The organism is Bradyrhizobium sp. 26S5 (genome assembly GCF_036923295.1).
Taxonomy (GTDB): Bacteria; Pseudomonadota; Alphaproteobacteria; order Rhizobiales; family Xanthobacteraceae; genus Bradyrhizobium; species Bradyrhizobium septentrionale.
In genome coordinates this window covers 6860563-6883523 of the sequence record NZ_CP145948.1, presented here as the reverse complement: position 1 = coordinate 6883523, position 22961 = coordinate 6860563, and the positions used below count along the sequence as shown (strand labels likewise).

Here is a 22961-nt window from a genome sequence, read left to right as displayed (position 1 = left end):
GTCCCGCCCATGGCGCCCGCGCCTCAGCAAAACTCTTCGGTTGCCGCGCTCGCCGGCGGTCTCGCTGCGCTCGGCATCTGGCGGTTGATGGCGGTCGCCGCGCCGCATCTCGGCGCGCTGATCCTGATGCTGCGGACCGAGACCGATTTCGGCTCGCGGTTCTGCTTCCTGCTCACCTGGGGAATTCTCAACTTCGTGTTCATCGCGCTGCTGCGCCGGCCGGCGCTGTCGGGCGCGCTGTCGCTGACGCTGGTCGTGGTGCTGGTGCTGCTGTCGCGGTTCAAGCACGACGTGGTGCAGATGACCGCGAACTTCGTCGACCTGATGGTGATCGATCGCGACACCGCGGCGTTCCTGCTCACGATTTTTCCGAACCTGCGCTGGTCGATCATCGGCGCCGGCCTCGTCACGCTGCCTTTGATGTACGCGTTGTGGTGGCTCGATCCGTTCCGCATCCGCCGCCTGCCGGCCGCGGCCGCCTGCCTGGCCTGCACCGCGGCGCTCTCCGGCTATGCCTTCGCCTGGCCCGATGAAGCCTGGCGCGGCTATTACGACGACGGCTATCTGTCGAAATTCGCGCGCTCCGGCGTGACCGCGGTGTCCGACTTCGTCGCCTACGGCTTCATGGAGTCGGATCCAACCGCGAGCGAGCAGCTCAAGGTGCCGCTGGTCGACGCCTGCCATCCCGCCGGGCGACGGCCGAACATCATCATGATCCATGATGAATCGAGCTTCGACATCCGTGCCGCCTCCGGCATCAAGGTGCCGCCGGGCTATGGCAGCCAGTTCAAGTCCTATGACGGCGTCGAGCGCAAATTCCTCGCCGAGAGCAATGGCGGGCCGAGCTGGTTCACCGAGTACAACGTGCTGGCGGGATTGTCGTCGCGCTCGTTCGGCCGGTTCTCCTATTTCGTCACCCGCATCGCATCCGGCCGGGTCGCGCGCGGCCTGCCGCTGGCGCTGCGCCGCTGCGGCTACGAGACGCTCTCGCTGTATCCGGCGTTCGGCGCCTTCATGAGCGCGCGCAACTTCCAGACCACGACCGGCATCCAGCAATTCTACGACGCGCATGATCTGCATGCCAAGGACGTCGAGCCCGACAGCTTCTTCTACGACAAGGCGCTGAAGCTGATGGCGGAGCAGAAGACATCGACCACGCCGCTGTTCACCTTCGTCTATCTCGCCGCCAACCATTTCCCGTGGGAGACCAAGTTCCGGCCGGACCTGCTGCCGGCCTGGAAGCGGCCGGGCAACACGCAGTCGGTCGACGAATATCTGCGCCGGCAGGCGATGAGCGCCGGCGACTATGCCGGCTTCGTCGCGGCGCTGAAGAAGAAGTTTCCGGCGCAGCCGTTCCTGATCGTGCGCTATGGCGATCATCAGCCGGAGTTCTCGCCGCAGCTGCTCGATCCCAAGCTCGACGAGGCCGGCATCGGCAAGAAGCTGATGGATTACGATCCGCGCTACTACGCGACATATTATGCGATCGATGCCGTCAACTTCGAACCGGTGAAGAGCCCGGCGGTGATGGACACGATCGATGCCGCCTATCTGCCGCTGGTGATCCAGGAGGCCGCGGGCATTCCGCTCGATCCGTCGTTCGAGGAGCAGAAGGCCATCATGCTTCGCTGCAACGGCGCGTTCTATTCCTGCAAGGACGGCGCGGAAGCGCGCCGCTTCAATCGCATGTTGATCGACGCCGGGATCATCAAGGGACTTTAGCGATCCTGCGATTTTCCCCCGACCTTCTCCCACAGCCAGCGCGCCACGATGTCGGGCGACGATGATGCATCATTGCCCGACGCGCGCAGGTTGGCCTCGCGCATCTCGGCGATGCCGATCTTGCCGAGCAGCGGCCGCAGCGCGGCCTTGAATGCCTCGTCGTCGCGCCGCTTTGGCGACAGCAGCACGATCGCGTCATAGGGCGGAATGGCGTGCCTGTCGTCCGAGAGCGTGACCAGGTCGTATTTCGCGATCAGCCCGTCGCTGGTGTAGCCGGCGATGACGTCGACCTCGCCGGAGGCAACGGCGGCGTACATGAAATCCGGCTGCATCTGGCGCTGGCCGCGGAACGTCAGGCCGTAGGCCTTCTGGATGCCGGCCCATTCCGGCCGCGAGAAGAACTCATAGTCGCCGGCGATCGACATCGTCGGGGCGCGCGACGCCAGGTCGGCGATCGAACGGATGCCCAATGCGTCGGCGCGTTTGCGCGGCATCACCAGCGCATAGGCATTCTCGAAGCCGAGCTCGCCGAACAGCGTGATGTCCTGCTTCGCCAGCGTCGTCTTGAGCTCGCCCAGCAGCTCGGCGCGCGGCTTGATATCGGTATGGTGGAACTGGTTGGCCCACAGCGTGCCGGAATAGTCGATGTAGACATCGATATCGCCGGATGCGAGCGCGTCGAAGATCACGTTGGAGCCGAGGCCGGCGCGGGTCGTGGCCGAAAGGCCGGCGGCTTGCAGCCGCTGCGCGATCAATGCCGACAGCACATATTGCTCGGTGAAGGTCTTGGCGCCGACGACGTAGCGCGCATGTGGACGCGCGATCGCCGGGACCAGCGTTGCCGCGATCAGGGCGGCGATGCCGAGCCCGCCGAGCGCGGTCCGGATCCGGCTCCGGTTGCGCAGGCCGTTCTCGATCAGCGCCAGCAACTGGTCGACCACCAGCGCGAGCACGGCCGCGGCGAAGCAGCCGAACAGCACGAATACCCAGTTCTGGGTCTGCAGGCCTGCGAAGATGTAATTGCCGAGGCTGGTCTGGCCGATTGGCGTCGACAGCGTCGCGGTGCCGATCACCCACACCGCCGCGGTGCGGATGCCCGCCATCATCACCGGCAGCGCCAGAGGCAGCTCGACCATGGTGAGCGATTGCCGCGGCGTCATGCCGACGCCCTGGGCGGCCTCCAACACGGCGGGGTCGACGCCCGACAGTCCTGTGATGGTGTTGCGCAACACCGGCAGCATCGAATAGAGCGCGAGCGCCAGCACCGCGGGCAGAAAGCCGAAGGCGGAAAAGCTGAAGCCGAGCCACGCCGCCGTCAGCGCGGCGAGCGCCAGCAGCAGCGGATAGAACAGCGCAAGCAGCGCAAGACCGGGCACGGTCTGCACGATGCTGGCAAGCCCGAGCAGGGCGGTGCGCAGCACCGGCCGGTTGCGGGCGATGATCGCGAGCGGCAGGCTGATCAGAAGTCCGAGCGCCAGCGCGGCGACGCTGACCCGCACATGATTGCCGAGATAATCGGGCAGGTGGACAAGCGCCTCGCTCCAGCGCGGATCGGCTGACAGGCTCATGCCGCGCCGTCCCGCGGCAGCAATGCGCCCAACCGCTCGGCCTGTCGCCGCGGCGTGCGCAAGAGTTCGCCGACATAGCCATCGGTGCTGGCCGTGAGCTCAGCCGGCGTGCCCAGCGCAAGCAGCCTGCCGCCGTGCATCACCGCGACACGATCGGCAAGCAGCAACGCCTCGGTCATGTCGTGGGTGATCATGACCGTGGTCAGGCCGAGCTCACGGTGCAGGGTTCGATAGTCGTCGCCGAGCGCGTCGCGGGTCAGCGGATCGAGCGCGCCGAACGGCTCGTCCATCAGCACGATGCGCGGCTTCGCAGCCAGCGCGCGCGCGACGCCGATGCGTTGCCGCTGGCCGCCGGACAGCTCGTGCGGCAGACGGTCGCGATATTGTGAGCGGTCGAGCCGCACGAGGTCGAGCAGTTCGTCGATCCGGGCCGAGATCTCCGGCTTGGGCCAGCCGAGAAGTTTTGGCGTGATGCCGATATTGCCGGCGACGGTGAGATGCGGAAACAGCCCGCCGCTCTGGAAGACATAGCCGATGCGGCGCCGCAGCAGGATCGGGTCGATGCGGCTGACGTCCTCGCCCTCAACGGCGATGTTGCCGCGATCGGCTTCGATCAGCCGGTTGGCGAGCCGGAGCAGCGTCGTCTTGCCCGAGCCCGAGCCGCCGACAACAGCCAGGAATTCGCCCTCGGCTACGTCAAGCGAGACGTCGTCGACCGCCACCACGCGACCATCGTCAAAACTCTTGCCGACATGCGCGTAGGCAATCAGCGGCGTTGCGGGCATTCCAGTGCAACCTCATGTCTCACCATCGTGAACGACAGTGATAGCCCATAAAACGGACTTTGACTTGAGGCGCAGCTGCGCCGCGTGGTCCCGCAGGCTGTTCCAGTCGGGCAACTGAAGTGGATCAGCCCCTTCGGGGGCTGTGAGCATACATCACACTTCGTTCTTGGGTACGTACTTGCCCATGATGCACTTGTAACTCTGCAGGTGCCATTCGTGATACGGCCCCTTGGCGAGCCAGTCGGCGATGCCGATTTGCGCATTCACTGCGCAGGCCCCCATGGTGATGCCGGATTGGTCACTGGTGGTAACGACCTTTTCCATACAGAGCTGAGAATTGCAGAGGATGGCGACGAGCGTAACGAGCATGATAGCCTTTATCGGTGGGGTTAACCCGGTCTGTACCGACTCATGCAGGGTTCATGCCACTATCAGCAGCCTTGACGTCGCGCCCGGCTAGACCGGGAAAGTACGGCTGGAGCGAATCACCGCGTCCGCCAGCGCGTAGCCGCACGCGCGCAGATACGCTATAGTTGCCGCCCAACTACGACGTGAGATCGGGGCCAGCGAGGGACGTTGCGCGGTCGGGGCTGCATCGATGATGACGTTACCTGAGTTGGCGGCAGGTGCTTTGGAGAAGTTTCTCGCAACGCATGTGAGCCGCACCTTTGGAGCTTCGCAGGCGCGCTTCGGCGAACTGCTGCCGGCCGCCGCTCGCATCGCGCTGGAATGCATCGGCAACAGCGATGCGCTGTATCACAATGTCGAACATACGATGCTGGTCACGCTGGCCGGGCACGACATCATCCGCGGCCGCGCGCTGCACACCCACGTCACCGCCGAGGACTACACCCACACGATCATCGCCTGCCTGACCCACGACATCGGCTATGTACGCGGCCTGCTGAAGGGCGATGGGCCGGACGGCTACGTCATCGATGCCTCCGGCAAGAAGGTGGTGCTGCCGCGCGGCTCGTCGGATGCGGGCCTGATGCCGTATCATGTCGACCGCTCCAAGCTGTACGTGCTTGATAGACTCGAGGCCGTGCTTCCGCTCGATCGCGAGCGCGTCGCGCGCAACATCGAGGGGACGCGGTTTCCGGCGCCCGAAGGCCAGCAGTATGACGATGAGGCGGCGATCGTCCGGGCGGCCGATTTCATCGGACAGCTCGGCGATCCCAACTACATCAGGAAGGCCAACGCGCTTTATCACGAGTTCGAGGAAGTCGGCATCAACCGTCAGCTCGGCTATGAATCGCCGGCCGATATCGTCGACCGCTATCCGCAATTTTACTGGAATATGGTTGCGCCGCACATCCAGGGCGCCATCAACTGCCTGAACATGACGGCAAGCGGCCGCCAGTGGATCGCGAACCTCTACAGCAACGTGTTCCGCGCCGAGCGCGAGGTCACGCTGTCCGGCCCGCAGATCTGACGCCAGGCGCACGCGGGCCGCGGCCTTTCAGCACGGATCGCGCTTCCGTTCCCCGACCGTTCGCGGAGTCTCCACATTTAGGCCTGCTTCATCGTTGCACAGTCCGTGGAAATCAGCGACTTTGCGCCATGGACTTCTCCAACGACCGCGTTTTCGACCGTTTCAGCATGATCTCCCGTTTCGCTCAACTAATTGCGATCGCCATTGTCTGCCGGCCTGCGCTCGCTGTTGCCGCCGGGCCGGTCTACGATGTCGACCTGTATGCGCTGATGTCGGGCACCTGCCGCAATGTCACCGTCGCGGGCCGCAGCTACAGTTGCAAGGCGGTGGCCTATTTCCACACCCTGCGCGGCCGTTCCGAATTCACCGTGGTGCTCGACGATCCCGCCGACAAGAGCCACATCATCTCGTTCTCCGGCGAGAGCACCGAGCGCACCCAGGATAATCTGTTCGAGCTTGCGGTCGACCGCATGCTGCTGAAGTCGAGTGACCGCCCGCGCGTCGACGGCCTGCCGGTGCCGCTGGTCGAGATGTCGACGGGTTCCTGCCGCCAGGTCGGAAGCTTCATCACGCGGCAGGTGTCCACCATCACCTGCGCCGCCACCGACCAGAACGGCAAGAAGTACGAACTGAGCTTCGAGTCGGATGGCTCGCCGATGACGCTGCGCCGGTTGCGGCAATCAACGCTGCCGTCGGAACGGCAACGGGCGCGCCAGATCGCGCAGCTCGAATGCCGTCTCAAGGCGCGCGCCGCGCAAGTGCTGCCGCGGGACACGACGGCCTTCATGATCCGCTGTCTCGGCGAAGACGACAGCAAGCCGGCAGACGGCCAGCGATAATGCCCGGCGCTCCGGATCAGGCGTGAGGAGAACGCGATGCGCATGAAATTCACCGTCGCCGCCGCGCTTGTCACCGCGGTCCTTGGCGTGTGCATCGCCGGGCCCGCCGCCGCACAAAGGTACGATCCGAACTATCCGGTGTGCATGGAAGTTTATGAGGGCAGGATGACGCCCGAGTACATCGATTGCAGCTTCACATCGCTTCCGCAGTGCCAGGCAACGGCCTCCGGGCGATCGGCGACATGCTCGGTCAATCCCTTCTACAAGGGTCCAAAAACGGCGCCGAAGAAGGGGCAACGCCAACGCACGGAGTAGCGCGTCCGGGCACTGGCATATTGTTCGCCCGTGCCGGCCCGTATGGCGGACGCTTCGCCGGTGCTGTTGACACACTCCGGCAGTTGCGTGGAAACCTTCCGGACGACAAGGAGAGACCGATGCGCCTGAAACTGTTCGCGATCGCCGCATGTGCGGTCGCCGCTTTTGGTGGTGTGCTTGCCGGACCTGCCGCCGGGCAGGCCTACGATCCGAACTATCCGGTGTGCATGCATGTCTATGGCGGCCGGTTCGGCGGAAACTACATCGATTGCAGCTTCACCTCGATCCCGCAGTGCCAGGCGAGCGCATCGGGCCGTGGCGCAATGTGCTCGGTGAATCCGTTTTTCGCCCCGCAACCGCCCCCGAAGCGCCGGGCGCATCGCGGACGGCATCATCGCGCTTACTGACGCGGGACGCCGTCAGACCGGCACGTTCAGCGCATCGTAGGTGAACAGCCAGTCATAGCGCTCGCGCACCCGGTCCGGCTGCCATTCGCGCGAGACATAGGCGTCGGCGCCTTCGGCGTCGGCGAGCGCCGGATTATGGAAGCGCTTGGCATTCTCGGCCGACTTCACCACGATCGTATTGGTCCGCGCGAGCCGCGCGGCCTGGTAGCGCTGCAGCCCCTCCTCGGGAGGGAAGCGTTCGAGGCAGCGCGCCAGCACCATGCCGTCCTCGATCGCCATGTTGGCGCCCTGGGCCAGGAACGGCAGCGTCGGATGCGCCGCGTCGCCGAGCACGCAGGCGCGCCCCGCGACGAAGCGATCGAGCGGATCGCGGCCGAGCAGCGCCCATTTGTAGGGTACATCGAGGTTGTCGATGATGCTGTGGATTTCGCCATTCCATCCGGCAAAGGCACCGCTGCAAGCCTCGCGCGTGCCGCGTTCGGTCCAGGATTCGACCGACCAGCTCTCGCCCTCGAAGATGCCGACGAAGTTCAACAGCTCGCCACCGCGCACCGGATAGGTGATGACGTGGCCGCCCGGGCCGACCCAGTTGGTGCCGACGTCGCGCCTGAGGCTTTCCGGCAGCCGTGCCATCGGCACCAGGCCGCGCCAGGCGGCCACGCCCGAGAAGAACGGTTTGGTGTCACCGCCGATCTGCCGGCGAATTTCGGAGTGCACGCCGTCGGCGCCGACCACGACGTCGCCGCGGTGGCGCGCGCCATTGGCGAGACGCAGCCATATGCCGTCGCCGTCCTCGTCAAAGCCGGCGCAGCGGCTGTCGAGATGCAGCCTGCCAGGGGCGCGTGCGTTGAACGCGTCGACCAGCACGCGGTGAAAGTCACCGCGATGCACCATCCAGTAGGGTGCGCCATAGATCGCGCGCGAGGAGGCGCCGAGATCGAACAGCTTCCAGGTCCGCCCGGTGCTGAACAGCCTGATCTCCTTGCCGGATGGCTCGCAGGCGATCGCCTGCATCGCCTGCTCGAGGCCGAGCGCAATCAGAACGCTGGTGCCGTTGGCGCTGAGCTGGACGCCGGCGCCGAGCTCGCGCAGCTCGGACGCCTGCTCGAAAATCTCGACCTCGATACCTCGCTGCAGCAGCGCCAAACCCGCGGTGAGGCCGCCGATCCCGGCGCCGGCAATCAGGACTTTTGGTGTGCGTTGTTCACTCACGCGCCATGCCGCCGTTATCTGCGCGTGATCAGGAAGTCGTCGGTGAACTCGCCGCGCGACAGCTTGACCGGAATTTCGCCCTCGCTGCCGATCTCGACGATTTCCGAGCCCGACTTGTTATCCTCTGATGTCAGCAGCTCGATGCGCTCGGCGATCCGCACCGCTTGCCAATCCGTCAGCTTCCAGGCAAAGGCGCCGCCGAGATCGCGCATACCGAATTCGTCGTCGGCAGGCACCAGTACCAGCGCGTTGCGCGAGATGGCGCCGGGAATCCGCTCCGCCACAGCAATGGTTTGCGGGTTCTCGGCAAAGCGCCGCAACAGTTTTGCCAGCGCGGCGAGATCGGCGGCCTCGCCGAGGAACAGGAACAGCGGATTGAAATCGCTCGGCATGTATTCAAATCGCAGCATGATGGTTGGTCCGTTGGCCGGAGCTACTCGCTGAGCACCTTGAGGACATCCTGGGCGTGGCACAGCTCGACCATGCCGACGTCGCCGGGCCGGGCAGGGGATTCCAGATAGCGCACCTGCAGCCATTGCCCATCGTCCATGTTCTCCACCACCTCGGCGACGACGCCCGCCTCCAGCTTCAGCCGCGTCCCCACCTTGATCGCCGTCACGTCAATCATCGCTTCCCTTGCTTTCCTTGGCCTCGCTCAGAAGAACGTGGTGAGATTCTTGGCCAGCAGGATGTTCTGTTCAAGCAATATCTCGCGCCTTGCGATCTTCCAGCCATGGTCGGTCAGGCGCAGCGTGTCGTTGCGGCGGCCGACGAAGATGTAGGTCTCGTACTCGACGCGGTTCTGGTAGACGAGGAAGCGGCTCGTGACATCGAGCTCGCGCGCGGTGTCGATATCCGGTCGCGCGCCCTTGATCTGCACATTGCTGACCATGTGCGTGATCCGCGACAGCGGCTCCTCGGCATAATGCACGCCGGTCAGGATCTGCTCGACCCGCTTGGTCAATGTCCACTTGTCCTCGTCGAACCAGCTGATGCCTTCGCCGCGTCTGGTGTTCTCGCGTGCGGCCTGCTGGCCGAACTTCACATTGCGCCGGATCGGCATGAAATAGCTGATGTCTTCAGTGAGCAGCTCGAGCCAGTCGCGGAAGCGCCGGTCATCGAGCAGGTCGGCCTCGTGGTAGTAGAAATCCTCGACATCGGCCTTCAGCCGGTAGTAGGCCGCCGAACGTTCGATCGTGGCGTTCGAAGCCTGCGCTTGTCTGTCCTGATCCTGAACGGTTGTCGTCATCATGATCTCCTCATCGGGTATCGCTGACTTGTCACAGCGCCGGCTTGGGCGGAATCGGTCCGCCCTGCTGGGCGAAGCAGCCGACATCGATCACGGTGCCGGACAGCGTTTCCGCCTCCGGCGACAGCAGGAACGCCACGACATTGGCGATGTCGTCGCCGGCGGCGACACGCCCGGCCGCGGTGCCCTGTGCGCCCTTGCCGAAGCGCGCCGCATCGCCGCCGACACGGCCGAGGCTCATGCCGCTAACGATCCCGCCGCCTCCGGGGATCACGGTGTTGACGCGGATGCGCTGGTGGAAGAAGTCGTAGGCCATCGCCGCGCTGAGCGCGACAACGCCGCCCTTGCTCGCGCTGTAGACCGCCATGTTCGGCTTGCCCCAGCCGGCGCCGGATCCGATGTTGACGATCGAGCCGCCGCCTTGCGCGATCATGTGGGGGATCGCGGCGCGGCTGGTCAGATAGGGTCCCTTCAGGTTGACAGCGATGATGCGATCGAACAGCGCCTCGTCGGTGTCGAGCACGGTGCCGAGCGGGCCGATCGCCGCGTTGTTGACGACGCCGTCGATGCGGCCGAACCGCGTCATGGCGTGTTCGACCACCCGCGCGACGTCGCGAGACTGCGACACATCGGCTTCCATCAGTTCGGCGGAGAGGCCCTCGCGATCGAGCTCCTCGCGCAGGGACGGAATGGCGTTCTGCGCCGTGCTCGAGACCTGCGGCGCCTCGAGGCCGAACGCCACCACCATATGGCCGCGCCTGGCGAGGCCGAGCGTGATCGCGCGGCCGATGCCGAAGGTGCCGCCGCTGACGAGGACGGTTTTTCGGGGCGCGGTCATTCTGCGGCCTGCCGGTTGCTTGCGGGCGATCCAAGCAGCTCGTGCCAGTCGCCGCCCTGCATGTAGGTGGTCCAGCGGCGGTAGAAGCCGCGTGCAATCTGCTCGGTGACCTGGGTCGAGACATCGCCGCCGAGCGGATGGTCGCTCGTGTAGGCGCCCATCGACTGCTGATAGTTGAAGGGATAGCGCCGCGCGACGGTGCCGGTGCTCGCGGCGGTCGCATAGAGCCAGTTCTCCATATCGTCCTGCTCGGTCATGCCGGCCGGGCCGGAGTAGCGCATGTAGTAGTGGCGCAGATAATCCTTGGCTTCCTGCGGCGCGTCCTTGTCGACCAGGAAGAAGCGCCAGCCTTCGGTCGAGGTCGGGCTGTGTGGATGCCAGGCGCACAATCCGCGCGGCTGGCGGCCGTGATAGGACGTGTTGGGGAAGATCGTGCCGACGAACGGCAGCAGCCTTGCTCCTTCGCCGAGCCGCCGCTTGCGCTCCTCGAAGCAGTGCCGGAAGTATTTTTCGAGGATCGGATTATCGAGGAAGGACTCGGTATATTCGTTGGCCTCCGGCTGGATCGCGCTGTGCACGCCATGGCCTTCCGGAAAGCTGATCCAGACGTGCTGCGCCTTCTCCAGCTCGTCGTCGCGGCGGCCCTTCTTGCCGGCGGCAGCGCTCGGGCCGATGCCGATCAGATCGACCGAGCGGTGGCTCGGATTGTGATAGGTGTCGCCGAGGAAATTCTCGGCGGCGAATTTCCAGTTGGCGGGGAACACCCATTTGTGGACGCCGATCACCTCGGAGCCGCCCTCGCGGCCGTCGCGGCAGTCGAGCGCTTGGTCGAGATGGATTTTTGCGTCGCCGAGATAGGTGATGAAGTCGGGCGCATCCTTGTCCCAGGTCGCCCAGATCGAGCCCTTGTAGTTGCAGAGCTTCGCTACCGAGACCAGCGAATTGGCCTCGCGGTCGAGCACGCCGTCATAGAGCGTCCGGTGCAGCGGAACGCCTTGCAGCTTGCCGTCGGTGGTGTAGGTCCAGCTGTGATAGGGGCAGGTGAACAGCGACGTGTTGCCCTGCTCGTAGCGGCACACCTTCATGCCGCGGTGCCGGCACGAATTCAGGAAGACGTGGATCTCGCCCTTCTTGTCGCGGCAGAGGATCACCGACTCCTCGCCCATCCGCGAGGTGTAGAAGTCGCCGGGATTGGGCACCAGGCTTTCGTGCCCGACCAGGAGCCAGGCGCGGGTGAAGACCTTGTCGAGCTCCTGCCGGTAGATATCGGCGTCCACGAAGATCTCGCGGCTGATGAAGCCACCCTTGACGTCAACAAGCTGATCGAAATCGTTGCGAAGCGGCATCGGCTTCTCCTTGTCTGGCTTGCGCGACGCTGCGTCGCGTCGAATGATGGTGCGTCCTATTTGTCGAGCTTGCAGCTGCCGGTACCCTCTGGGCGGAACGCCTTGTCGCCGGGGATGACAGCGATCTTCTGGTAGTAGTCCCAGGGGTATTTGCTCTCGTCCGGCTTCTTCACGCGGTAGAGCGAGAGGTCGTAGACGACCCGGCCGTCTTTGCGGATATGCGCGGGGCGGCCGAAGAAATCGACCGGCAGCTTGCGCATCTCGGCATTGACCGCCTTCACCTCGTCGCTGCCGCCGGCCTCGATCGCCTTCAGATAGTGGCGCACGGCGGCATAGGTCGCGGCCTGCAGCTTGGTCGGCTCGCGCTTCTCGATCTCGATGAATCGCTTGGCGAAGGCGCGGGTGCCGTCGTCGTCATCCCAATAGTATTGCGATGCGATGTACATGCCCTGCGCGTCGCGCAGCCCGATCGAGTGGACGTCAGAGATGAAGGTCAGCATGCCGACGATGGTCTGGCCGCCCTGTTGCAGGCCGAATTCGTGGGTCTGCTTGACCGCGTTGACGGTGTCGGCGCCGGTGCCGGCCAGCGCCACGACTTTGGCGCCGGAGCTCTGCGCCGCCAGCAGGAAGGACGAGAAATCGGTGGTGTTGAACGGATAGCGCACCGCGCCGAGCACCTTGCCGCCGGCATCGATCACCGCGCGCGAGGCGTCCTTCACCATCGCGGTGCCGAACGAATAGTCGACCGCGACAAAGAACCATTCCTTGCCGACGCGGCGGCCCAGCTCGCCGACCAGGCCGGCCGACAGCGCGTAGGTGTCGTCGGCCCAATGGGTGATGACGGGCGAGCATTTGTCGCCGGTGAGGTCGGAGGTCGCGGCGCCCGAGACCAGCGCGGTCCGGTTGCTCTGCGTCGCGAGCCCGGCAACGGCGAGACCGACCGAACTCACCGCAAGGTCGGTCACCGCGTCGACATGCTCGACGTCGAACCACTGCCGCGCGATCCCGACCGCGACGTCAGGCTTGTTCTGGTGATCGGCCGAGATGATCTCGATCGGCTTGCCCAGCACCTTGTTGTGAAAATCCTCAGCGGCAAGCTTGGCGGCGGTCACCGAGCCCGGCCCGCCGAGATCGCGGCCGCTGCCGTAGTCGCCCAGCACCGCAATCCGCACCACGCCGTCCGAGATGCCCGAACCGTCGGGCGCGGCATGCGCCAGCGGCGTCGAGAGCATCAGCGTGGCGATCGTGGCGGCGGCCCATCTGCGCGAGGCGTCTGTCTGAAGCAATTGCAATCCTCCCGTCGACTTTTGATATGTCCATTTGGTGGACACAATTCTCATAATATGAGATAGTATCCGCGCGGGCCGATTGGTCAAGCGCGCTGGATGCAGCGCGCCCTGCGGAATTTGCGGATGTGGACGATGGCGAAGAAACCGAAGGCGGAAGCGCAGGACACGGCACAGGCCACGGAACCGGACGCGGAGCAGGTCGCGTCAGGCGTCCGGGCGGTCGATCGCGCGATCGCGATCCTGCAATGCTTCACGCCCGATCAACCGGCGATGAGCGTGATCGAAATCCAGAAGCGCGTCGGGCTGAGCCGGCCGACGCTCTATCGCCTGCTGCAGACGCTGGCGCAGCGCGACCTGATCCAGGCCGAAGGCGATCCGCAGCGCTTCCGGCTGTCGCACGGCGTGATGAAGCTGTCCCATGTCTGGCTGAAGGGGCTGGAAGTCGTCACGGTCGCGCGCCCCGTTGTCGAAGGCCTGCGCGAGGCGACCGGCGAGACCGCCGCGCTGTTTCGCATGCAGGAGGATCGCGGCATCTGCATCCTCGAATGCGAGAGCCGTCACGTGCTCTCGATCAGCCGCGGCGTCGGCGACAGTTCGAGCCTGACCCGAGGCTCGACCGGCAAAGCGATGCTGGCCTTCATGGACCCGGCGCGGCAGGCCGCACTCCTCGCCACCATCCCGAAGAGTACCGACCGTGCGCGGCTGGAGGAAGCGTTGGCATTTGCCCGGCGCAACGGCTATGCGACCAGCCACAGCGAGATCTTCGCCGGCACGGTCGCGGTCTCCGCGCCGTGCTTCGATCACCGCGGCAGCGTCGTCGGCTCGGTTGGTCTGTACGGACCGAGCGCGCGCATCGATGAGCAGAAGCTGCTGGAATTTTCCAGGCTGGTCCGCGCGGCGGGCCGGCAGATTTCAGTCCTGCTCGGATATCAGGACGGCGCGCCCATCGCATAGGGCTTCAGCACGGCATAGAGCATGTCGTGCGTCGGCGTCGGAACGCCGAGCCTGCGGCCGAGCTCGACCACCTTGCCGTTCAGCCAGGGCAGTTCGAGCCGGTTGCCGCGCTCCAGATCGAGCGCCATCGAGGCCTTCATGGCCGGCGGCGCGTGCCCGATGAAGGCGAGGACCTTCTCCAGCGCATCCGGCGGCAGCTTGATGCCGCTGGCGTGGGCGACGGCGATGGTCTCCTCGCAGGCCGACACGAAGTACGGCCGCAAATCGGGATCGTCGCGCAGCCTACCGATCGGCAGCCTGGTCACGGCCGTCATGCCGGCATTGGTGGCGAGGCCTACGAACTTCATCCAGAGCTCGGTGTTGATCGCTTCGCTCAGCGTCGCATCGAAGCCGGCCTTCAGGCAGAGCTCGAGCAGGGCCTTGCCGCGCGGCGTGATGCGGCCGTCGAGCTCGCCGAAGATCATGCGCATGAAGGTGCCGACCTGGTTGATCACGCCGGGCTTGATGATCGAGGCTGAGATCTGCGCGACGCCGCCCATCACGGCGTTAGGTCCGAGGATCGGGATCAGCCGGTCGGGCGCGTCGATGCCGTTCTGCAGCGGGATCACGGCGGTGTCGGGACCGACCATCGGCTTGATGTGCGCCCCGGCGCTTTCGACGTCCCACAGCTTGACGCAGAACAGCACGATATCGACCGGGCCGACGCTTGCGGGATCGTCGGTCGCCTGGGTCGGGACCAGGTGGGTTTCGCCGCGGCCGCCCTGAACCTTCAGCCCCTCGCTGCGCATCGCGGCGAGATGGGCGCCGCGCGCGATAAAGGTGACGTCGGCGCCGGCATGCGCGAGCGCCGCACCAAAGCCACCGCCGACACCTCCGGCGCCTACCACTGCGATCCGCATGTCTTTATCTCCTGCCTGTCACTTTGGTCGCACCCTCGACGATGTCGGATCAATGCGCAACCCGGTCTGCCGTGAAAACGGCGTGAGCGCAGTCTCGTCGGCGCGTCCTGCGCCATCTTCCTGCGTTGAACTTGCCTGCCCAAACCGCTAAGCCATCTTGCAAAGTTCGGGAGGCAGTGCGGTGGGGATGACGGAGCCGACGGCGGTCGCGCTTGACAATGCGACGGTGGCGTTTCGGTTGGCGGATGGACGCGTCTATACCGCGGTCGAGCAGGCCAATCTTGCGGTGGCGCATGGCGAGTTCGTCGCCATTGTCGGCCCGACCGGATGCGGAAAGTCGACGCTGCTCAATGTCACCGCGGGGCTCTTGAAACCCGTCGCCGGGTCGGCGCGGATCTTCGACAAGCCACTGGGCGGCCTCAACCGCGACGCCGGTTACCTGTTCCAGGCCGATGCGCTATTCCCGTGGAAGACCGCGATCGACAATGTCGCGATCGGGCTCGAGATATCAGGCACGCCGCGCACCGAGGCGCTCGCGCGTGCGCAGAAATGGCTTGTAGCGGTCGGGCTCGGTGCCTTTGCGGGCCGCTATCCGCATATGCTGTCGGGCGGCCAGCGCAAGCGCGTCGCGCTGGCGCAGGTGCTGATCCGCGATCCGAAGATCCTGCTGATGGACGAGCCGTTCGGCCCGCTCGATGCCCAGACCCGGCAGATCATGGGAAATCTGCTGCTGGAATTGTGGACCGCCGACCGCAAGGCAGTGCTGTTCGTCACCCACGATCTCGAGGAGGCGATCGCGCTGGCCGACCGCGTCGTGATCATGTCGGCAGGTCCTTCCGCCCGCATCATCGGCGACTGGCGCATCACGCTGCCGCGGCCGCGCGATATCTCTGAAATCAGGATGGAGAAGGATTTCCATGCCCTGCACCGCGAGATCTGGGGCGTGCTGAAGGACGAGGTGATGAAGGGCTATGTCCAGTCGACGCAGGCGGGGGCGGCCTGATGTCGCGCGTCACGCTATTGTTCCTGCAGATTCTGGTCGCCGTCGTCACGCTGGCGTTGTGGCAGCTGTTTGCCACCGTGCCGGTGTTCGGCAAGGTGCTGCTGCCGCCGTTCTTCTTTTCCAATCCGGTCGACGTCTTCAGCCAAATTGTAAAGTGGTTCTCGAGCGGGGTGATCTGGAAGCATCTTGCGATCACGCTGTGGGAATCGATCCTCGCTTTCGTGATCGGCTCGGCCAGCGGCATCCTGGTCGGCTTCTGGTTCGCGCGGCAGCCGCGCGTCGCCGCGGTGTTCGATCCCTATGTGAAGATGGTCAACGCGCTGCCGCGCGTCGTGCTGGCGCCGATCTTCGCGCTGTGGTTCGGGCTCGGCGTCTCGTCCAAGGTCGCGCTCGGCGTGACGCTGGTGTTCTTCATCGTGTTCTTCAACGTCTATCAGGGCGTCAAGGAAGTGCCGACCACGGTGCTCGACAATGGCCGCATGCTCGGCATGAACGAACGGCAGTTGATGCGCCACGTCTACTGGCCGTCGGCGCTGTCCTGGATGTTCTCCTCGCTGCACACCTCGGTCGGCTTCGCGGTGGTCGGCGCCGTGGTCGGCGAATATCTCGGCTCCGCGGCCGGCCTCGGCTATCTGATCCAGCAGGCCGAAGGCGTGTTCGACGTCGCCGGCGTGTTCGCCGGCATGTTCGTGCTGTCGGCGTTCGTCATCCTGATCGATATGGCGGTGACGATGGTCGAGAAGCGGCTCTTGGTCTGGCGGCCGACGGCGGTCACGCGGGACTAGCACGTGTCGCGCGGTCCGAGCCTACTTCCATAGCGCGATCCGGGCGTTGGGCTGATGCCAGCGAGCTGGCTACGTCGGACTGCAATAAAAGAGGCCGCCAGCGTTGGCGGCCTCACGCGTTCTGGGTGCGAAACCGTCAGGTCTTGTATCCCTGGCTGTGGCACCACCACGAAATGCCATTGGTATCGTGGCCAAACTTGAGCAGGGATTCTCTACATTCGTTGAAGTTGTGGAAACGTTTGACGCCCTCTGGCCAGCAAACCACTGGCGTAGGATTGGGCCAGCTACTGGAGACGGAACAGGGTGCTCCCGAGGTTGCCTGCTTAGCGAGTGCGGGTTTGTTCTCGGCATTTGCGGGGGCAATCGACAAGATCGCGACAGCTAGGCCCGCGAGGAGTAACGAGGCTTTCATGGCTATCTTCTCCCAAATCCCACCGTTGGCTCGGTGGGTGGGGCATTATACTACAGGTCGTACGGCGGGAGCGATTCAATTCGCGTTTCGCGGTGTGAAAGGCGGCGACGATCATCTCCGTTCGTCTGCCGCGTGCAGTTGAAAAGATCTGCGCTACTCATCGACGCGGCGGCTCGGCCGTGCCAGGCCAGTCATTGCGTTTCAAGCGATAGAGCGCCTGTCGCCGGAGCGGGTCCGATTCCTTGACGCGCGGATGGTCAAAATCGTCGGCCGGGTTGTGCGTCATCCCCAATTTGGACATGACGCGAAGAGAGCGCGTGTTGTGGACGCTCGCATGCGCGACAATCTCGGGTAGACCCAGCTCTCGGAAGCCAAATTCAAGCGCCTTGCGACCTGCTTCCGTGGCGAGCCCCTGTCTCCAACAAGCCCGTGCCAGACGCCAGCCAACTTCCACGGCGGGCGTGAAGTGGGCCGGGAAATTGACAACCAGCAGTCCGACCGCGCCGACAAAAGTCCCGGAAGGGCTCAATTCCACGGCCCACATGCAGAACCCATGGGTTGATTGATGCTCGATCTGGAAATCAACCCAGGCATCGCTGGATTCTCGTGTCGGGAGAGGGCGCAGATGTTGCATGACGGCGGGGTCTGCTGACATCTCCGCAAATCGAGCCCTATCGGTTCTTGCCATGTTCGCAACGTCAGTCGGTGCGAGGATAATCTCATTCAATCGACCACGCGCGCTCGTGCTCCGGCGCGGCCTCCATCAACCCACGGATCTTCTCCGCCACCTCCGGGTCGACAGGATTGTAGATGATCATGCTGAGGTCGGGCCGGCCATCGACCGCGAACGCCGAATATTCGAACTTGACCGGGCCCAGGATCGGGTGCCGGAGCTGCTTGATGCCCTCGCCATGGGTTCGCACGTCGTTGTCGCGCCACAGCGCCGCGAATTCGGGGCTCAGCCGGCAGAGCTCATCGACGAACGGTTGCACCTCGGCGGCAGCTCCGGCGCGCGCCGCGTCCACCCTGAAGGCGCCGACGACGAAGCGCGCCACGCTTGCCCAGTCGTGCTGTGCGGCGCGGACGCGCGGATCGAGGAACATGAAGCGCAACACGTTGCGCTCGCGCGGCGGCAGCGATCCATAGTCCGTCAGCATCACGGTCGCCGCCTGGTTCCAGGCGACGATGTCCCACGTCGCGGTCCTGATCACGGCGGGGCTCGGCAGCAACGCGTCGAGCACCCGCTGCAGCCGCGGCGTCACACCTTCGCTTCTGTGGTAGCGCACCTCGGGCGTGCGGCCGAGGCCGAGCAGGAACAGATGCTCGCGTTCGACATCGGTTAGCATCAGCGCCCGCGCGATGCGGTCGAGCACATCCGCCGACGGCGCGCCGCCGCGGCCCTGTTCGAGCCAAGTGTACCAGGTCGCTGAGATGTTGGCGCGCTGCGCCACTTCCTCGCGGCGCAGGCCCTGCGTGCGCCGCCGCTCTGGCGGAAAGCCGAACGTCGCGGGATCGAGCTTGCTGCGGCGGTCCTTCAGATAGGCGCCGAGCAGGTTCTCATGCAGCTTCTCATGCAGATTCCCTTGGGTGCGCGGCTTGATCATCGTGTTAGTCATTATACCATGATAAGGTCACTACTTTACCACGATAGCGCTGCGACCCAGATTTGTCTCCAGCAAACCTGGAGACTTGCTGATGCGCGTGTTTGTTACTGGAGCGACCGGCTGGGTCGGCTCGGCCGTCACTGACGATCTGATTGCCGCCGGCCATCGGGTGCTCGGCATGACCCGTTCGGACAAGGGCGCAGAAGCGCTCGCCGCCGCCGGCGCCGAGGTTCACTACGGAACGCTGGAGGATCTCGACAGCCTCAGAACCGGCGCCGCGCAGGCGGATGCGGTGATCCACTGCGCCTTCAACCACGACTTTTCGAAGTTCGCAGAGAATTGCGAGACCGATCGGCGCGCGATCGAGACTCTCGGTGCGGTGCTCGAAGGCTCGCAGCGTCCGTTCATCACGACATCAGGCGTGGCGCGGGTCGGGCAGGGTCGCGTCGCGACCGAGGAGGACCCGCCGATTCCTACCTCGTCTGCTTATCCGCGTGCGTCTGAGGCGACAACGATGGCGCTGGCATCGCGCGGTGTGCGCGCGTCCGTCGTGCGGCTGGCACCCTCGGTGCATGGTCATGGCGATCATGGTTTCGTGCCGCGCCTCGTCGCCATCGCGCGTGAGAAGGGCGCCTCGGCCTATATCGGCGAAGGACTCAACCGCTGGCCGGGCGTGCATCGCCTTGATGCGGCCCGCGTCTACCGGCTTGCGCTCGAACGCGGCGTCGAACGCGGTCCGTTCCATGCCGTCGCCGATGAGGGCGTGTCGTTCAAGGCAATCGCTGAGGTGATCGCGCGCCGGCTCAACGTGCCGCTGGTCTCAAAATCACCTGAAGAGGCTGCCGAGCATTTCGGTTGGTTCGCCAGGTTCGCGGCCTTCGACGTGCCGACCTCGAGCGCCCGCACCAGGTCGCGGCTCGACTGGCAGCCGCAGCAGCCAGGGCTGATCGCCGACATCGATCATCCCGCTTATTTCGCGTAGCAAGCAGAGTAAGGTGGGTTAGCCGAAGGCGTAACCCACCATGTCGCGGCGAAAGAGACGGTGGGTTACGCTTCGCTAACCCACCCTACGCAGCGACGCTGCGGGCTCAGAGCGGGAAGCACCGCATATAGGCCGCAAACAATGTCTCATCGCTGTAGCTCACCAGCTCTGCGGCGATCGCATCGGCAAGCGTAAGGTCGCGGTTTTGCAAGCTTAACCATGCCTTTGTATCGGCGGTAACAAGCAAGCCAGCCTCTCCCACATGCCGGCCCGGCACCACCTGGAGATTCCTACCCTTGATCGTGACCGTCATATCGAGCGCGCTTGCCCCGGTGAAGCGCAGATGTGTCACGAGATCCAGGCCGCGCGCCCTGCCGCGCTGAAATCCGAGCGAGAGCGAGAAGATATAGGCCTGGAGGCTGCCGGTATGGCGGCCGGAGGTGACATGCTGAACCTTCTTGTGCGGGAAGCGCCGCGTCACCGTGTCCTCGGCGTCGGTATCCGGGATCACATAGACGAACTCATCCTTGTCGATCAGCGGCTGCACGACGTCGGCGAAATGGCCGTCGCGATCGCTGAGGAAAGGTCCGATCACGTCTTCGCCGGCCGGGCAGGCCGAGATGCAATAGGCCGCCTTGTAGCCCGGCTTGAACGACAGCGATTGCCAGACATTCAGCGTCTCGGTGCGGGGAACGCGGGCGCGATAATCCCTGGCGTCCTTTGCATCCGCGACCTTCTCCACCCACTGCGCGAAGTTGCCGAGAAAGTCGTGATAATTGTGGGTGTGGCAGGACAGGAAATCGAAGCCGCCGTCCGGCTTGATGGCGCCGACCGGGCAGGCGGCCACACACAATTTGCATTCCAGGCAGGGATTGTAGTCGATCGGCTGGTCGTAGGCATCCGCCTCGCATCCGAGCAGGATGGTGCCGAGCAGAACGAAGCTGCCGAATTTCGGATGGATGACGCTGCGGTGGATGCCCATGCGTCCCAAACCGGCTTCGACCGCGATCGGCTTGTGCTGGACCATCATGATCCTGGGCAGGTCCATCTCCATCGGGAAGGCGGCGACCGAATTGCAGGACGGGATGCCGTGTTCGTCGAGCGCGCGAACGATCGCGCGTGCGGTCTCGTTGACGTGATCGTAGGTGCTGTGGAATTCCTCGTTGGCAACCGAGCGCGAAGGCGAGCGCACCGGCTCGCGGTTCATGTGGCAGGCGATCGCGAGCAGCGAGCGCGTCCGGCCATAGACCTTTCGGATGAAGTCCCGCTGCGGTGCGATGGCCGCCCGGTCGAACTCGATGATGCCGACATCGTCGGCGCTGCACTCCCGCGCGATCCGCTTGATGAGTTCCGAGGAAACCGGGACGTCGTGGACGTGCCGGCTGCTGCGAGCGCGCACAGCCCTGACCGTAGGGTGATCGTCCAGGCTCATGGTTCCGGCTCTCTATAAAATGACTATCATCATATTATGAGTCGGCCTGGCGTGAAGCAAGTGAATTATCTGTCAGTGGTCATGTGATGGAACCGCTGCTGGTGTTCGTGCGCCCGTAAGCTGCTGTCATTGCGAGGAGCGAAGCGACGAAGCAATCCATCGGTCCGCATATAGGGAGAGATGGATTGCTTCGCTTCGCTCGCAATGACGTGAAGGGGGCTGCTGTCAATCCAACAGCTTGGTATCATCCGGCGCCTGCGGCGGCGTCTTGATCGCGATCGACTTGATGGCGCGGCCGTTCGGCTTGTTGCCGCCATGCGGCGTGCCCTTCGGGATCACGATCAGATCGCCCGGCTTCACCGTCACTTCCTTGTCGCCGAGCCAGACCGTGCCGGTGCCTTCAAGCACGAACTGCATCTCGTTGGTGTTGGGGTGCAGGTGCTTCGGCACATTGCCGTCCTGGATCGAGACAGTGGCGCCGTCGGCCGAGACGAACATCTTGGAGCGGAAGCCGACCTTGTTGGCGTCGCCGAGCTTGTCGCCCTCCATCTCGCCGGTGTGGATGACCTGCGCCGTGATGCTCTCGGCCGCGAGCGCCGGCCGCAGCACATGGGTGACGCCGCAGCCGGCGGCGAAGGCGGCGCCGATCGACAGCGCGGTTGCAATCCGATTCATGAAGACCTCCCTTGGTGTTTCCCTTGAAGTATTCTTGGTGCTTCTTCGGCGTTTCCTTGTATCCGCGATGCTATGCCGCCGCCGCAGGCTTGACCAGCTGTCGGAAAGTCGCCTTCTCAAGCCGCGCCGGCTCCTCTATCTTGCCGGCCGGTCGAACGGAGGACGTCATGAACAAACTGCTTGGCAAGCTTGCCGGAACGCTGCTGGCGCTGACCCTGTCCACGGGCCTTGCCGCGGCGCAAAGCAAGATCACCATCGCGGTCGGCGGCGGCGCCTGCCTGTGCTATCTGCCCACCGTGCTGGCCAAGCAGCTTGGCGAATATGACAAGGCCGGCCTTGCGGTCGAGCTGGTCGACCTCAAGGGCGGCTCGGATGCGCTCAAGGCCGTGCTCGGCGGCAGCGCCGACGTCGTCTCCGGCTATTTCGACCATTGTGTCAATATCGCCGCCAAGAAGCAGGAGATGCAGGCCTTCGTGGTCTATGACCGCTATCCCGGCCTCGTGCTGGTGGTCTCGCCGAAGCACACCGGTGAGATCAATTCGATCAAGGATCTCGCGGGCAAGAAGGTCGGCGTCAGTGCGCCGGGCTCCTCGACCGACTTCTTCCTGAAATATCTCTTGAAGAAGAACGGCCTCGATCCGGCCGGCACCGCCGTGATCGGCGTCGGCCTCGGCGCGACTGCAGTGGCCGCGATGGAGCAGGGCCAGATCGATGCCGCCGTGATGCTCGATCCCTCCGTCACCGTGCTGCAGGGCAGCCACGCTGACCTCAAGATCCTCAGCGACACCCGCACCCAGCACGACACGCTTGCGGTGTTCGGCGGCGAATATCCCGGCGGCGCGCTCTATTCGACCACCGCTTGGGTCAACGGCCACGAGAAGGAGGTGCAGGCGCTGACCAATGCGATCATGGCGACGCTGGCCTGGATTCATTCGCATTCCGCCGAGGACATCATGGCCAAGATGCCGGAGGAACTCGTCGGCAAGAACAAGGAGCAATATCTGGCCGCGCTGAGGAACACGATCCCGATGTATTCGGAAACCGGCAAGATGGATCCCAAGGGCGCGGAGGCCGTGCTCGCGGTGTTCAGCGAGGGCTCGCCCGAGGTCGCGAAGGCCGCCATCGACGTCACCAAGACCTACACCAACAAATATGTCGAGCAGGCCAAGAAGACGACCGGAAGCGCGAAGTAAACTACTTGGCGAGTGAC

Annotated in this window: 25 protein-coding genes; 10 read left to right on the top strand and 15 right to left on the bottom strand. The window is 64.7% G+C overall.

Going from position 1 to position 22961, the window contains the following annotated elements; all coding sequences use genetic code 11:
• The first annotated feature begins 9 nt into the window (after nt 1-9).
• The gene (locus V5279_RS32505; protein ID WP_338691209.1) at nt 10-1722 is read left to right on the top strand and encodes a sulfatase-like hydrolase/transferase; all 1713 of its coding nucleotides are present in this window, start codon (nt 10-12) and stop codon (nt 1720-1722) included.
• On the opposite strand, the gene V5279_RS32500 is transcribed toward V5279_RS32505, so the two are convergent.
• From V5279_RS32500 to V5279_RS32490, 3 genes are all read right to left on the bottom strand, one after another.
• The gene (locus tag V5279_RS32500; RefSeq protein ID WP_166305031.1) at nt 1719-3290 is read right to left on the bottom strand and encodes a glycine betaine ABC transporter substrate-binding protein; all 1572 of its coding nucleotides are present in this window, start codon (nt 3288-3290) and stop codon (nt 1719-1721) included. The two genes, V5279_RS32505 and V5279_RS32500, sit on opposite strands and share 4 nt — an antisense overlap.
• Nucleotides 3287-4075: an ATP-binding cassette domain-containing protein gene (locus tag V5279_RS32495; protein WP_338691207.1), complete on the bottom strand. Its 789-nt coding sequence runs from the start codon at nt 4073-4075 to the stop codon at nt 3287-3289. The genes V5279_RS32500 and V5279_RS32495 overlap by 4 nt, the downstream gene beginning before the upstream one ends.
• A gap of 153 nt (nt 4076-4228) precedes the next feature.
• Complete coding sequence (locus tag V5279_RS32490) at nt 4229-4444, bottom strand: hypothetical protein (protein WP_166215098.1); 216 nt, start codon at nt 4442-4444, stop codon at nt 4229-4231.
• Between the two features lie 229 nt (nt 4445-4673).
• Here V5279_RS32490 and V5279_RS32485 point away from each other — a divergent pair, with 229 nt between their 5' ends.
• From V5279_RS32485 to V5279_RS32470, 4 genes are all read left to right on the top strand, one after another.
• Nucleotides 4674-5510 carry a hypothetical protein gene (locus V5279_RS32485; RefSeq protein WP_029078817.1) on the top strand — a complete coding sequence of 279 codons (837 nt, stop codon included), beginning with the start codon at nt 4674-4676 and terminating at the stop codon, nt 5508-5510.
• Between the two features lie 128 nt (nt 5511-5638).
• Nucleotides 5639-6349 (top strand): hypothetical protein, encoded by a 711-nt coding sequence (locus V5279_RS32480; protein WP_338691205.1) that lies wholly within the window; start codon nt 5639-5641, stop codon nt 6347-6349.
• A 36-nt stretch (nt 6350-6385) separates the two neighbouring features.
• Nucleotides 6386-6664 (top strand): DUF3551 domain-containing protein, encoded by a 279-nt coding sequence (locus V5279_RS32475; RefSeq protein ID WP_338691204.1) that lies wholly within the window; start codon nt 6386-6388, stop codon nt 6662-6664.
• Nucleotides 6665-6783: 119 nt separating this feature from the next.
• The gene (locus V5279_RS32470; protein ID WP_166305040.1) at nt 6784-7071 is read left to right on the top strand and encodes a DUF3551 domain-containing protein; all 288 of its coding nucleotides are present in this window, start codon (nt 6784-6786) and stop codon (nt 7069-7071) included.
• Between the two features lie 12 nt (nt 7072-7083).
• Here V5279_RS32470 and V5279_RS32465 read toward each other — a convergent pair whose 3' ends face one another.
• The 7 genes from V5279_RS32465 to V5279_RS32435 are packed head-to-tail and all read right to left on the bottom strand — an operon-like array spanning nt 7084 to nt 13008.
• Nucleotides 7084-8283 (bottom strand): FAD-dependent monooxygenase, encoded by a 1200-nt coding sequence (locus V5279_RS32465; protein WP_338691202.1) that lies wholly within the window; start codon nt 8281-8283, stop codon nt 7084-7086.
• Between the two features lie 14 nt (nt 8284-8297).
• Nucleotides 8298-8693, bottom strand: a complete 396-nt coding sequence (locus tag V5279_RS32460; RefSeq protein ID WP_338691201.1) for a hypothetical protein — start codon at nt 8691-8693, stop codon at nt 8298-8300.
• Between the two features lie 23 nt (nt 8694-8716).
• A complete protein-coding gene (locus V5279_RS32455) occupies nt 8717-8911 on the bottom strand; it encodes a hypothetical protein (protein ID WP_338691200.1) in 195 nt (64 codons plus the stop codon).
• 27 nt (nt 8912-8938) lie between these two features.
• Nucleotides 8939-9532, bottom strand: a complete 594-nt coding sequence (locus V5279_RS32450) for a 3-phenylpropionate/cinnamic acid dioxygenase subunit beta (RefSeq protein WP_338691199.1) — start codon at nt 9530-9532, stop codon at nt 8939-8941.
• 31 nt (nt 9533-9563) lie between these two features.
• Nucleotides 9564-10370, bottom strand: coding sequence for an SDR family oxidoreductase (locus V5279_RS32445; RefSeq protein WP_338691198.1), 807 nt, complete (start codon nt 10368-10370; stop codon nt 9564-9566).
• On the bottom strand, nt 10367-11716 hold the full coding sequence (locus tag V5279_RS32440) for an aromatic ring-hydroxylating dioxygenase subunit alpha (protein ID WP_338691197.1): 1350 nt from the start codon (nt 11714-11716) through the stop codon (nt 10367-10369). Before V5279_RS32440 ends, V5279_RS32445 begins: the two co-directional genes overlap by 4 nt.
• A 56-nt stretch (nt 11717-11772) precedes the next feature.
• A complete protein-coding gene (locus V5279_RS32435; protein WP_414645859.1) occupies nt 11773-13008 on the bottom strand; it encodes an ABC transporter substrate-binding protein in 1236 nt (411 codons plus the stop codon).
• Between the two features lie 129 nt (nt 13009-13137).
• Between V5279_RS32435 and V5279_RS32430 the strand changes: the two genes are divergently transcribed.
• Entirely contained in the window at nt 13138-13959 is an 822-nt protein-coding gene (locus V5279_RS32430) for an IclR family transcriptional regulator (RefSeq protein ID WP_338691194.1), read from the top strand.
• Here the strand turns inward: V5279_RS32430 and V5279_RS32425 are convergent.
• Nucleotides 13935-14858 (bottom strand): 2-dehydropantoate 2-reductase, encoded by a 924-nt coding sequence (locus V5279_RS32425; protein ID WP_338691193.1) that lies wholly within the window; start codon nt 14856-14858, stop codon nt 13935-13937. The two genes, V5279_RS32430 and V5279_RS32425, sit on opposite strands and share 25 nt — an antisense overlap.
• Nucleotides 14859-15045: 187 nt before the next feature.
• Here V5279_RS32425 and V5279_RS32420 point away from each other — a divergent pair, with 187 nt between their 5' ends.
• Nucleotides 15046-15861: an ABC transporter ATP-binding protein gene (locus tag V5279_RS32420; RefSeq protein WP_338691192.1), complete on the top strand. Its 816-nt coding sequence runs from the start codon at nt 15046-15048 to the stop codon at nt 15859-15861.
• Complete coding sequence (locus tag V5279_RS32415; protein WP_338691191.1) at nt 15861-16646, top strand: ABC transporter permease; 786 nt, start codon at nt 15861-15863, stop codon at nt 16644-16646. The genes V5279_RS32420 and V5279_RS32415 overlap by 1 nt, the downstream gene beginning before the upstream one ends.
• Nucleotides 16647-17215: 569 nt before the next feature.
• Here the strand turns inward: V5279_RS32415 and V5279_RS32410 are convergent.
• Nucleotides 17216-17713 carry a GNAT family N-acetyltransferase gene (locus V5279_RS32410; RefSeq protein ID WP_338691189.1) on the bottom strand — a complete coding sequence of 166 codons (498 nt, stop codon included), beginning with the start codon at nt 17711-17713 and terminating at the stop codon, nt 17216-17218.
• A 64-nt stretch (nt 17714-17777) separates the two neighbouring features.
• Entirely contained in the window at nt 17778-18662 is an 885-nt protein-coding gene (locus V5279_RS32405; protein WP_338691188.1) for a helix-turn-helix transcriptional regulator, read from the bottom strand.
• A 91-nt stretch (nt 18663-18753) separates the two neighbouring features.
• Here V5279_RS32405 and V5279_RS32400 point away from each other — a divergent pair, with 91 nt between their 5' ends.
• The gene (locus tag V5279_RS32400) at nt 18754-19644 is read left to right on the top strand and encodes an SDR family oxidoreductase (protein WP_338691187.1); all 891 of its coding nucleotides are present in this window, start codon (nt 18754-18756) and stop codon (nt 19642-19644) included.
• Between the two features lie 106 nt (nt 19645-19750).
• Here the strand turns inward: V5279_RS32400 and V5279_RS32395 are convergent, their stop codons facing one another.
• Both V5279_RS32395 and V5279_RS32390 read right to left on the bottom strand, forming a co-directional pair.
• Nucleotides 19751-21076: a 4Fe-4S binding protein gene (locus V5279_RS32395; protein ID WP_338691186.1), complete on the bottom strand. Its 1326-nt coding sequence runs from the start codon at nt 21074-21076 to the stop codon at nt 19751-19753.
• A 225-nt stretch (nt 21077-21301) separates the two neighbouring features.
• Complete coding sequence (locus V5279_RS32390) at nt 21302-21751, bottom strand: cupin domain-containing protein (protein WP_338691185.1); 450 nt, start codon at nt 21749-21751, stop codon at nt 21302-21304.
• Nucleotides 21752-21918: 167 nt separating this feature from the next.
• On the opposite strand from V5279_RS32390, the gene V5279_RS32385 reads away from it, so the two are divergent.
• A complete protein-coding gene (locus tag V5279_RS32385; RefSeq protein ID WP_338691184.1) occupies nt 21919-22944 on the top strand; it encodes an ABC transporter substrate-binding protein in 1026 nt (341 codons plus the stop codon).
• Nucleotides 22945-22961: the final 17 nt, after the last annotated feature.